The sequence below is a fragment of the Streptosporangium minutum genome (assembly GCF_002149035.1).
GTDB lineage: Bacteria > Actinomycetota > Actinomycetes > Streptosporangiales > Streptosporangiaceae > Streptosporangium > Streptosporangium minutum.
Genome location: NZ_NGFP01000282.1, coordinates 1 through 11,667, shown reverse-complemented (window position 1 = coordinate 11,667; position 11,667 = coordinate 1). Strand labels below are relative to the sequence as shown.

Here is an 11,667-nt window from a genome sequence, read left to right as displayed (position 1 = left end):
GGTGCCGGTGGGGGTGGCCATCGTGCTGGCGGGGGTCGTCGCGGTGGTGTTCTCGATCGCCCCCCAGGTGGTGCTCGACCTCCTGCCGGAGAGCTTCATCGCTTCCGGTTGAACGATCCCGGGAACGTTCGACCTGGCCGGAGACGTTGGCACTGGTGAATCGGCATCAACCGAAAGGGGGGTGCAGTGCACCACAACGGTCTGCGTACCGCAGTCCTTCTCGGCGCACTGTCCGCGGTGATCATCGCGGTGGGAGCGTGGCTGGGGGGCGGCGCCGGCGTGCAGATCGCGGTTCTGATCGCGCTGGTGACCAACGGTGTCGCCTACTTCTTCTCCGACCGGATCGCCCTGTCCGCCATGCGTGCCCGGCCGGTGGGCGAGGTCGAGCAACCGACCCTCTACCGGATCGTGCGCGAGCTCTCCACCGAGGCCCGCCAGCCCATGCCCCGGCTGTACGTCTCGCCGACCATGCAGCCCAACGCCTTCGCGACCGGCCGCAACCCCCGCAACGCCGCGGTCTGCGTGACCTACGGCATCACCCAGCTCCTCGACGAGCGAGAGCTGCGCGGGGTCATAGGACACGAGCTGTCCCATGTCTACAACCGGGACATCCTGGTCTCCTCCGTGGCGGGCGCGCTTGCCACGATGATCACCTACCTCGGCTACGTCGGCCTGGTCTTCGGCGGCGGAGACGACGACGAGGGCCCCGGTTTCATCGGAGCCCTGCTCATGATGGTGCTCGGCCCGGTCGCCGCCGGGATGATCCAGATGGCCATCTCCCGATCCCGCGAATACCAGGCGGACGAGTCCGGAGCCCGGCTGACCGGTGACCCGCTGGCCCTCGCCTCGGCGTTGAGGAAGATCGAGATGGGCACCCGGCAGCTGCCGCTTCCCGAGAACGGCCGTCTCGCCTCCGCCTCCCACCTCATGATCGCCAATCCCTTCCGAGGGGCTGGAATCGGCCGGCTGTTCTCCACCCACCCGCCCACCGCCGAGCGTGTCGCCCGGCTGGAGCGGATGGCCGGCTACCGCCGTTGAGACCGGTCAGGGGCTGAGCCCGGCGATGATCGGGTTGTGGACGGAGCCGGGCACGGTGAAGGTGTCCACCGGCTGGACGAGCCCTGACGCCTGGTCCACCCGATACCAGGTGTAGACCGTGTCGATCTTCTTGTTGATCCTGGGCGGGGCGACCATCTGCAGGTCGAGGTGGCCGGCGCCGTCCCAGCGGAGCCGGGTGGGGATCCTCTCGGAGGGGAGCGCGATAGGCAGCCCGCCACCGGCCTTGCCCATGGCGACGTTCCACAGGCCGATGGCCGACTCGTCGGCGGTGAAGTGGGCGACGGTCGTGCCGTCCGGGCTGAGCGCGCCCCCCACGGGGACGCGTCCCTTCTCCGCCAGCGTGGACGTCGAGTAGATCCCGGCCCTGAACTCGTCGTCGACGGCGAGCATGAGCTTGGCGTCCGAGCTGAAGCTCCACGGCCGCATCCCCGGCGGCACCACCGAACTCCTCCCGTTCCGCGCGTTGAGGACCCTGTCGTCCCGCCCGCTGCCCAGGACCACGTAACGCCCGGCCGGAGCGAGGTCGATCCGCGTGGAGCGGAGCTCGCGCGACCACTGCACCCCGGGGACCACACGCACATTTCCGGTAGACATGTCACGGATGACGAGCATCCTGTCTCCTCGCCGGAAATAAGCGACATAGTCCCCGTCTGGGGACAGTGCCAGCGGTGCCCGCCGCTTGCCCGCCTTTGTCGCGAACACCCGGGCGTCGGTCAGCTTGATCACCTGACCGTCCCATGTCCAGAGCGTCCAGGGGGCGCAGACGCAGCCGGCCAGCCCCGCATAGCGGACCGAGGACCCCGTGGTCCCCGTTTCCACGTCCGCCGTCACCGGAGCCCCCGCTCCCATGACCACGGCGATCACACCGGCGAGAACCGCCGGTCGGCGGCCCAGTCTCATCGACGCCCCCCTGAGCTCATCGACAGGGGGGCATCACGTAGGGGCCACTGTACGCGCCGTGGAAGGCCTGTCACGGGTATGACCGCAGCATGGATCAGGAAGTGTTCCGGTGCCGGGGCGCGGGCCGTACCGTCACATGACGGTGCCGGGGCGCGGGCCGTACTGTCGCATGACGGTGCCGGGGCGCGGGCCGTACTGTCGCATGACGGTGCCGGGGCGCGGGCCCTACCGTCACATGACGGTGCCGGGGGCCTCGGCGTCGCCGACCGGGTGGATGCCCGTCCTGCGGACCTTCCCGGTCCGGACGTTCATCCCATACACGGTCGTCATGTCATCCCGGATGCGCCGGCCATGACGGCGGCCTTGGTGGCGTTCAGCCAGTGTCCCAGGCGGAGTATGCGGGCCTCCCCGGGCCGGTCGACCGTGGCGTCGTGGGAGTGTCCCCGCTCGGGCGGGTGGGCGCTCGGCAGTTCCTTCCGGGTACGGCGCCGCCATGAGATGTGCTGGTTTATCAGGGCTCTGCGGGTGTACGCGTCGGGGCTTCCCTGCCGCAGGAGCTTCGGCCAGTGTCCGGCGACCCTGGTGAGCAACGCTCTGCGGGAGGTCCTCGGCGAGGTGGATGTCTCCCGTGAGCAGGTACGCGGTCCGCATCAGCGATTGCCGGCGGGCGTGCACGGACTCACGGAAGCCGTCGTAGCGATCCGATTCGGCCTTCCCTCGCCCGTTACCCACGCGCGTGAGGGGCCGTGAGGTTGGAACCCTCAGGAATGTTGGGTGACCGGGTCGGTCTCCTCCGGGGAGAGGCCGGGGATGCCGTCGATGCTCTCGCGGTTGTTCCTGGCGCGGTAGGTCCGCCTCTGCTGGACGTCCTTGCGCTGTGCCCACTCGTCCAGCAGGGTCCGTTCGTCGTCGAAGGACATGAAGGGCACCGAGAAGCCGCAGGAGTCGGAGATGCGGTCGCAGTCGACGACGATGATCGACCGGACGCCTGGGTGCGGGCCGAAGTTCTTGATCAGGTCGGGGAAGTCGGGGTTCTCCGGGACGACGACCCGGCCGGTGCCGTACAGGCGGAGGATGTTGGGCGGGCCGGAGAAGGCGCAGAACATGACCGTGATGCGGCCGTTCTGGCGGAGGTGGGAGATGGTCTCCACGCCGCTGCCGTCCAGGTCGAGATAGGCGACCGTGGTGTCGTCGAGGACGGCGAAGGTGTCGGCGTATCCCTTGGGGGAGACGTTGACGTGACCGCCCTGCTCGGGGGCGGTTGCGACGAAGTAGACCGGCTGCGCCTGGATGAACTCGCGCAGCCGATCGTTGATCCTGTCATGAATTTTCCCCATGAAAGGGAAGATAGACGCTCGTCATTCGCCGGGCAGCCACCAGGTCCACGGGTCGGTCCTGACCTTGAAGGAGTCCAGCCTGTGGGTGGTCCCGGTCCCGGCGTTCACCGTCCGCTTCACCGCCGAGATGGCGAGGCTCTCCTCGTCGCCCCTGCTGGTCCAGAGCGTCAGGGTGCCGGCCGCGTCCCAGTAGAGACGCTGCGCGTTCTCGTCCTTGGGCGTGCCGAGCGGGACCGCGTCGGAGACGGTGTCCGAGGACAGGTCGTAGGTGCGCAGGCGGGGCTTGCCCGACCCGCCGGTGATGACCAGCGCGACGGTGGTCCCGTCGTCGGCCAGCGCGATCGGCGCGTTATTGGACACGATCTGCGGGACGACCTGGCTTGAGGTCTCGTGACCCTCGGCGTCGAAGACCGCGAACTCGGTGATGTTGTCATCGGTGAACCGGCCGGTCAGCAGGTGCCGCCCGTCGGGGCTGAAGCTCAGCACGCTGTTCTTCGACGGCAGCTTGGTCACCTTGCCGGTCTTCAGGTTGGCGACCAGGCTCGGCAGCTTCTCGCCGTCGTCGAAGTAGTCGATTACGGCGATCGAGCCGTCGGGGGAGAGTGTGGTGTCCACGCTGTCCTGGCTGAGCCCCTTGGGCAGATCGGCCGCCCCACCGGGCAGCGGGCGGACCTTTCCGCTGTTCACATCGCGGATGACCAGCTTGTCGCCCTTGATGTAGTTCACCGATCGGCCGTCACCGCTGACCGCGAACAGGGCGCTGCTCTCCTTGTCCACCTTGCCGCGTGCCCGCTTGGGGTGGACCCGCGCGTCGGTCAGCTTGACGGTCTTCCCGCTGCGCATGGTCAGCGTCCAGTTGCCGCAGGGGACCTTGTAGTCCTTCTTGGGACAGCTGCCGATCCAGGCGTACCGGACGGAATCGTCGGATGCGGCTCCCGTCGTCGCATCCGCCGGGGTTGTGATCATGGCGGTAGCCGCTGCCGCGACCGTGAGGGCGGCGAATCCGGGTGAAGGTCTCATCGATGTTCCTTTCGTCATCTGGATAGATGCGCCTCGGGTGCCGAAGGTTGCGTCACGGATCAGCACGCTTCTCGCGGGGCGAGCGGCGGCCTTCTCCGTGGCGCGGTCGCGTAGGTGTTTTCTCCGTGGCGCGGTCGCGTGGAGTTTTCTCCGTGGCGCGGTCAACCGGCTCCGGGCCATTTCTCCATGGCAGGGCCGCGTGAGTGGTCGGCTGCGGGCCGGGAGCGGGCCGAAATCGCGGGCGATGATTCTTTGATTTCCCTTCCAGGCCTTCTCGCCGTTAATGCTCCAGGCCGTGGCCGGCCGCCGGATGGGCCGATGGGCTCGTCGGTGCGGCGCGCCCGGGGGTGGGCTTTGCGAGCGCCGCTCCGTCTCTGATTGTGCGCCATTGCAACCTCCTTGTCATTCCATTGGAACCTCTCCGTCATTCATGTCGGCCGGTGCTTGAAGCGCGCCTGTGAGGCGGATCGAGAAGCGGAGGGTCGGACAGGTCGGGCGTCGCTCGCGGGGAGCTGTCCGGCAGATCTAAGTTCTGTTTAGAATGCACTGACAATCAGTCCGGAAAAACAGTCGAATTGACAGTGTTCCGCCGCCTGGCAAAGCCGTGGCCAGGTGGTTTGCACAGCGGGATCTGAACCCGCCGGGCGGGTGGCGTGCATGGGAAGAGGGGACGGATGATTCTGCCCGGTCATTGGCCAAGGCGGCCTTCGGCCCGACAGGACCCTCGCTGAGCTGGTCAGAAGCCGGGAGAGTGGGGTCGGCCAGGGGGGCGGATCCGCTCGGGACTCTCACTGCCGAACACACGGATGTCAAAGCGGACTTGTCAAAGAAGGGCTTCGGGGTGCCATGTGGAAAGTCCGGCCTCCGGCCCGGTGCGGACGCAATGCCATTGACGGGAAAACAGCAGGTCGGCACGCCTTCGGTGACGATGTTCGGCTATTTAGTGTTCTTGAAAAAAGTGATGCGATAGTGTGCCGATAGGTACTGATCATATTTTTCCGCTGACGCCTCGGGGGGCGGGGCGAACCGAACCGGACGCCTTCGCATTGGCCGGGCTCATGTGCGGCCGGGGCCGGCTCAGGTATGACAAAAGGCGAGCTCAGGTACGGCACAGGACGAACTCGCGTGCGGAACAAGAGGGGGCGCGGAAAAGAACGCGTTCGAGGGCCGAGAGCGGGAGGCCTCGGCTTTCTCCCTGGTCACCGTGCGACGCAACGTCTTGTCGAGGCGAGGTTCCATTTCGGGCTGCGGAGGGTCACTGATGCAATCGAGCAATCCCAACATCTCGTTAGCCGTGGATCTGGAGCATCCGGTCTACTTCGATCACCCGCTGGACCACGTCCCGGGGATGCTCATGCTCGGCGCGGTCCTGGACCGGGTGCCCGCCGGGAACGCCGGACAGGACCGGTGCACGGCGAATTTCGCCTTCCACCGCTTCGCCGAGCTCGACGCCGAACTCCTGCTGAGGCTCCGGCGGGAGAGCACGCCGGACCACTGGGCGGCGGAGATCACGCAGGAGGAGTCGACCGTGTGCTCGGCACGCGTCTCGCACGGCGCCTCCCCGTCGCTCCCGGCCGGCGGGACCGCGGGGCGGGTGCGTGGGGAAGCGGCGCCGATGTCCTTGATGCGCAGGACCCGGGAAGGGAACGTCGCGCTGGAGATGCCCCGCTTCACCGGCGCCCAGGTCGTCTGCCCGCTGCTCAACCCGGCGGCCGACCACCACTTCGCCCTGGAGCGCCCGCGTACCCGCGGTGTGGTGGAGCTGGTCGAGGCCGCCCGGCAGTTCGCCGTGCTGCTGTGGCAGCTGGAGTACGGGCGCCCCGCCGATGTGCGGCTCCTGCTCGATGCCGTCGACCTGGATCTGCCTACCTCGCTGAGCCGGGAGACGCCGATGGAGCTCCGCTGGGACCGGGCGCCGCGCAGGGGGATCGCGGCGAGCTTCTCGATGGAGATGTGGGCCGGCGACACGCGGGTGGGGAGCGTGGGCCTGGAGTCCCGCGCGGTGTCGGAGTCGGCCTACCGGCGCCTGCGGGGTGCGCGTGTCTGACCCCGTGCTGATCTACGACGGGCCCAGGCTGGAGGACGCCCGTCGTGTCGGCCACAAGTTCGCCCGGCAGGCGGTGCTGCGGCGGCACGGCTATCCCGTGCCCCCCTTCGTCTGCGTGCCGGTGGAGGTGTACGACACCGTGGCGGCCCCCGTGCTCCCTCCGGCGCCGGCCGGCACCGAGGCCATGCTCGACTGGGCCGCCGAGGCGCGTTCTCTGGTCCTGGGAGCGGCGTTGCCCGACGCGCTGCACGGTGCGATCAGGGAGCGGTTCGCCGACCTCGCGGGAGACAACGGGATGGTCGCGGTGAGGGCGTGCGTCGTCGCCGGGCCCGGCGGGCAGGACGAGGACTCGGCCCAGGACCCGCAGGCCGGCCTGAGCGACAGCTTCCTCGACGTCCCGGTGGACGAGGTCGCCGATCGCATCGTGGAGTGCTGGGCCTCCGCCTTCAATCCCGAGGCCGTGCTCTACCGGATCGCGCGTGCCCAGGATCCCCGGTCGGCGCGTGTGGCGGTGGGCATCCAGCGCATGATGTCGGGCGGCCGGTCGTTCGTCGCCTTCACCAGGGATCCCCGGGACGGGGCCCGCCGCTGCGTCATCGCGGCGGCTTACGGCAACGGCGAGGGCATCGTCCAGGAGAAGGCCGACGTCGACCACTTCATGATCGACCGGGACAGCGGTGCGATCGACCGTCGCCTCGCCCGCAAGTCGAGGGCGGTCAGCGGCTCCGCCGTGGAGGCCGTTCCGGCGGAACTGGCCGATCTGCCCGTCCTCGCGGATCCGGAGCTGCGCCGGATCGTCGCGCTCACCGACGGTGTGGCCGAGCTGTTCGGCGCTCCGCAGGACATCGAGGGCACTGTCGACGACGACGGCTCGGTCCACCTGGTGCAGGCCCGGCCGGTCGCCGTACCGCCGACGAGCGGCGAATGGATCCCGTGGGGCAACGACAACGTCACCGAGAGCTTCCCCGGCGTGAGCGGCGCGCTCACCTTCTCCCTGGCGCTCCGCCTCTACGAGGCCGGATTCACCGACACGTACCGGCGGCTCGGAATCCCCGCACACGTCCTGCGGCAGGAGGCGCACCGGCTGCGGCGCATGATCGGGTATCTCGACGGCCGGATCTACTACCGTCTCGACTCCTGGTACCACCTGCACGGCCTGATCCGCTGCTTCCGGCCGCTCTGGCCCACCTGGGGGCGGATGGTCGGTGTGGCGGCGGCGCCGACGGAACGGCAGGGGCGGCTGAGGACCGCCGTCCACCTGGCGGAGCTGGCCGCGCGCGGGATGACGCACCCCCTCCAGGTCCGCCGGTTCCTCGCGTGGTGGGACGCCTACCACGAGCGGTTCCGCGACCTTTCGCGGCTGCGGGCCGACGAGCTGGTCGAGCTGCACCACGGGCTGTGGGCGCAGGTCGCCATCCGCTGGGGCACCACCCTGACCAACGGCCTCTACCTGATGGCCGTCACCTGGGTGGCCAACGGACTGCTCCGCCGATGGGCGCCGGACGCCGACAGCGGCCTGATCCCCGGCATGTTGTGCGGCGGCGAGGAGAACCGATCCGCCGAGGCACTGCGTTCCGCCATCCGTCTGGCCGAGATCGTCCGCGGCTCGCCGTCCCTCCGCGCGGCGATCGACGGCGACGCGCGCACCGCCTGGTCCACGCTCATGGCCGCCGACGAGCGGTTCGCCGAGGAGCTCCTGCTCCACATCCGGAACTACGGGGACCGCGCGCTCCAGGACCTCAAGCTCGAATCCTCCACACCGCGCCAGGAACCCTGGGCCCTGCTGGACGTGCTCCTGCCGTACGTCGACTCGGACCTGACGGTCCAGGGCAACCGCGACGCGGAGGCGGAGGTCAGGCGCTCGGCCGAGAAGGAGCTCAGGGCCCGCTGCCGGAATCCGCTCAAGCGGGCCGTGCTGCGCACGCTGTTCCGGATGATGCGCCGGCTGGTCCGGGTGAGGGAGGACTCCCGGTTCTGCCGGAGCCAGCTCATCGGAGACGCCCGCGAGCTGCTGCTGCGCCTGGGGGCCGAGCTGGCGTCCGCCGGCCGTCTGGACGGCGCTCGCGACGTGCTCGACCTCACGGTGGACGAGGTGCTCGGCGCCTTCGAGGGCACCCTCCCCGGCGCCGACCTGCGCTCGCTCGCCGCCCTGAGGGCGCAGGAACGGGAACGCCGGCTCACCGGCCCCGAGCCCCCTCCCCGGCTGGAGACCGCGCCCGGCCTGCCGGTCGCCGACGCCCTGGCCCTGGCCAGGACGCCGGAGACCCTGACGGACGCCAAGAGGCTCAGCGGGCTGGGTTCCTGCCCCGGCGTGGTCCGGGGGAAGGCGCGGGTCGTCCTCGACCCGCGCATCGCGGTCGAGGACTGCAGGGACACCATCCTCGTGGCACGGGAGACCGACCCCGGCTGGCTGTTCCTGATGCTGGTGGCGAAAGGACTCGTCGTGGAACGGGGGACGCTGCTGTCCCACACCGCGATCACGGGCCGGCTGCTGGGCGTCCCCACCGTCGTGGCCGTCGACGGCGCCACCAGCCTGATCCAGGACGGCAGCCTCATCGAGGTCGACGGGCGGACCGGCGAGGTCAGGATCATCTCCGAGGAGGCGGCCTCGTGATCGGCAGACTGGGCGGATACATCGTGCGGGCCTACCCACCGGCCTTCTACGTCCTGTTCATGCTCTCGTGGGCGGTAGGGCTCACCGCGCTGTTCGTCAGCGTCGACAGCCGGGTCACCGCCTGGAGGCCGGGCGCCGAACTGCTGGTCACGAGCGTGACGCTCGTCGTCGACATGCTGCTGCTGCGGGCGCTCGACGACCTCCGCGACCGCGACTACGACCTGGAGCACAACCCCGGCCGCGCGCTGCCCAGCGGCGCCGTACGGGTCGCCGACCTGCTGGCCCTCGTCGGCGTCGGCGCCGTGGTCCTGCTCGCGCTGAACGCCTGGCGGGGCGGCGCCCTCCTGGTCCTGGTCGCCCACCTCGGCTACGCCGGCGTCGTCATCCTGATCGACCAGCTCTTCGGCTGGCCGAAGGGAGAGCGGCTGCTGCTGAGCCTGGCGGTGAACCTGCCGATCCAACCCCTGCTGTCGCTGTACGTGTACGCCGGGTTCCTCCGCGAGCACGATCTGACCCCGAGCCGGCAGGGGATCGCCGCGGTGGCGGCCGTCACGCTGTCCGGGCTCTGCCTGGAGTTCGGCCGCAAGGTGACCCGCCATCCCGGCAAGGGGGAGCGGACCTACGTGACGATGCTCGGCACACCGGGCACGACGGCGGTCGCGGTGAGCCTGGCCGCGGCCGCGACCCTGGCCGTCCTCGCGATCCTGCGGCCGTGGAACACGGATTCCGCGGTGCACGGCTGGGGATGGATCGTCGTGGTCCCGGCGGTGCTGCCCGCCACCGCCGCCTACCTCTTCTCCAGGGGACGCCCGCGCTGGCCCGCCCTCCCGACGCTGGCCTACCTGCCGGCGGCTTACTGCAGTTTCATCGCGGTCGGCTGGCTGACCAAGGGAGCGGTGCTGTGAGCGTGACCGTGCTCGTGACGGGGGCCGGCGGGTTCGTCGGATCGGCGGTGGTGCGGGCGCTCGCCGCCGAGCCGGGGGTGTCCGCGCGCCTCCTGGCGCACCGCCGTCCCGTCGCCGCGGACCGGCCGGGGGACGTCGTGACCGCCGACCTGGCCGACGCCTCCTCGCTGCGGGGCCGGCTGGACGGCGTCGACGTGATCATCCACGCGGCGAGCGAGGTGGGATCGGATCCGGCCCGGTGCGAGCGGGTGAACGTGCTGGGCACACGCAACCTGGTGGAGGAGGCGGAGCGCGCCGGATTACGCCACCTGGTCCATGTCAGCACCGCGGCCGTGCACGGGCTCGGGCCGCACCGCGGGCTCCCCGAAGGCAGCCCGCCGGCGCCGGTCAGCCCGGCCAGCCGTTCCCGGCGCGAGGCCGAACGGCTGACCGCGGCCGCGGGCGCCGTGATCCTGCGCCCCTTCTTCGTGTACGGCGAAGGCGACCGCTGGTACGTCCCCGGGCTGCTGCGACTGCTCACCACCCGTCCCGGCACGTGGTTCGACGGCGGGCGGGCACAGCACTCCGTGGTGGCCGTCGACGACCTGGCGGCCATGGCGGTGGCGGCGGCCGTACGCCCTGTGCCGTTCGCGGGAGGCGTGCCCTTTCACGTCTGCGAGCCCCAGCCGGTCTCCGTGCGCGCCGTGGCGGAGGTCCTGGCCGGAATGTTCGGCCTGACCGTGCCCACGCTCAGCGTGTCGTGGCGGCTGGCCCGCCCGGCCCTGCGGAACGGGCCCGACTACCGGCGGGCGGAGCTGCTCGCCGAGGACCACGTCTACGCGGCGCCCCGGGTCTGGGCGGCGGCGGGGGCCGCCCCCGGAGCGCCCTTTCTCGACCGCCTGCCGGACCTGGCGCCCTGGTACGGACGCTTTCTCGGCGAAGTCGGCGAAGTCGGCGAAGTCGGCGAAGCCGGGAAAGTCGGGGAAGTCGGGAAAGCCAGGGAAGTCGGCGAAGTCAGTGAAGTCGGCGAAGCCGGAGAAGGGGGTCGGACATGACCGGATTCTGGACGCTGCTCGGACCGGACTTCGCGGGCAAGTCGACGCTGCTCCGGCAGCTGCGCGATGAGCGTGCCTGCCAGGTCGTCTCCTATGACGACTGGTGCGTCGCCGAGCGTTTCCCGGCGATCCGGAGGCTCCGCAGGGAGTGGGTGCTGGACGTCTACCCCCGGGTGGGCCAGGAGTACTCCCCCGCGGCGGCGGTGGCGATGCTGCGGCCGATCGTGCGGCACCTCCACGACCAGGTGGCACGCGCCGCGGAGGACGTCCCCGTCGTCGTCGACTCCTACTACTACAAGCTCCTCGTCAAGTGCCGGCTGCTGGGCCTGGTCCACGAGCGGACATTCGCCGAGTGGCGCGCCCTCCCTCAACCCGAAGGCGTCATCTACCTCGACCTCCCGCCCGAGATCGCGTGGGAGAGGGCCGAATGGGGCTCGCGGCTGAACGCCTTCGAACACTACGGACCCGTCCCCGGCTGGGAGGGCTTCGCCGAGCTGCAGTCACGGATGCGGCCGGCGATCATGGAGGAGATCGCGGGACTGCCTCTGGTCGTGCTCGACGCGAGAGATGGGCAGCGGACGGTCGCCGTCGAAGCCGGCAGGGTCCTCGCTTCCACGGTCGTCGCGCCATGAACGTGCTGGACAGGCTTTTCGCCGAACGCGCCGCTTCGGTCCGGTCCGGCCTGAGTACGGCGGGCGCCCCGGATCCGGGCGGGATGGCGGGTACGGCCGGGACGGCAGACCTGGAGGGG

General features: G+C 70.3%; 10 protein-coding genes. 6 read left to right on the top strand and 4 right to left on the bottom strand.

Annotated features, from left to right (window positions below; translation table 11 throughout):
* Window positions 1-186 precede the first annotated feature (186 nt).
* Entirely contained in the window at window positions 187-1,038 is an 852-nt protein-coding gene (htpX, locus tag CA984_RS37880) for a zinc metalloprotease HtpX (protein ID WP_086578207.1), read from the top strand.
* 6 nt (window positions 1,039-1,044) lie between these two features.
* Here htpX and CA984_RS37875 read toward each other — a convergent pair whose 3' ends face one another.
* From CA984_RS37875 to CA984_RS37860, 4 genes are all read right to left on the bottom strand, one after another.
* Window positions 1,045-1,959, bottom strand: coding sequence for a TolB-like translocation protein (locus CA984_RS37875; RefSeq protein WP_133061896.1), 915 nt, complete (start codon window positions 1,957-1,959; stop codon window positions 1,045-1,047).
* A 326-nt stretch (window positions 1,960-2,285) separates the two neighbouring features.
* Window positions 2,286-2,549 (bottom strand): hypothetical protein, encoded by a 264-nt coding sequence (locus tag CA984_RS37870; protein ID WP_207621184.1) that lies wholly within the window; start codon window positions 2,547-2,549, stop codon window positions 2,286-2,288.
* A 171-nt stretch (window positions 2,550-2,720) separates the two neighbouring features.
* Entirely contained in the window at window positions 2,721-3,296 is a 576-nt protein-coding gene (locus CA984_RS37865) for a pyridoxamine 5'-phosphate oxidase family protein (protein WP_086578205.1), read from the bottom strand.
* Window positions 3,297-3,317: 21 nt separating this feature from the next.
* Window positions 3,318-4,316 carry a hypothetical protein gene (locus CA984_RS37860; RefSeq protein ID WP_086578204.1) on the bottom strand — a complete coding sequence of 333 codons (999 nt, stop codon included), beginning with the start codon at window positions 4,314-4,316 and terminating at the stop codon, window positions 3,318-3,320.
* A 1,261-nt stretch (window positions 4,317-5,577) separates the two neighbouring features.
* On the opposite strand from CA984_RS37860, the gene CA984_RS37855 reads away from it, so the two are divergent.
* From CA984_RS37855 to CA984_RS37840, 5 genes are read left to right on the top strand one after another with little or no spacing between them, the layout of a single operon-like run.
* Complete coding sequence (locus CA984_RS37855) at window positions 5,578-6,363, top strand: AfsA-related hotdog domain-containing protein (protein ID WP_108724676.1); 786 nt, start codon at window positions 5,578-5,580, stop codon at window positions 6,361-6,363.
* Window positions 6,356-8,977: a PEP/pyruvate-binding domain-containing protein gene (locus tag CA984_RS37850; protein ID WP_165781556.1), complete on the top strand. Its 2,622-nt coding sequence runs from the start codon at window positions 6,356-6,358 to the stop codon at window positions 8,975-8,977. Before CA984_RS37855 ends, CA984_RS37850 begins: the two co-directional genes overlap by 8 nt.
* Window positions 8,974-9,882, top strand: a complete 909-nt coding sequence (locus tag CA984_RS46680) for a hypothetical protein (RefSeq protein ID WP_165781555.1) — start codon at window positions 8,974-8,976, stop codon at window positions 9,880-9,882. Before CA984_RS37850 ends, CA984_RS46680 begins: the two co-directional genes overlap by 4 nt.
* Window positions 9,879-10,916, top strand: coding sequence for an NAD-dependent epimerase/dehydratase family protein (locus CA984_RS37845; RefSeq protein ID WP_165781554.1), 1,038 nt, complete (start codon window positions 9,879-9,881; stop codon window positions 10,914-10,916). Before CA984_RS46680 ends, CA984_RS37845 begins: the two co-directional genes overlap by 4 nt.
* Window positions 10,913-11,548, top strand: a complete 636-nt coding sequence (locus CA984_RS37840; RefSeq protein WP_086578200.1) for a dTMP kinase — start codon at window positions 10,913-10,915, stop codon at window positions 11,546-11,548. The genes CA984_RS37845 and CA984_RS37840 overlap by 4 nt, the downstream gene beginning before the upstream one ends.
* Window positions 11,549-11,667 lie beyond the last annotated feature (119 nt).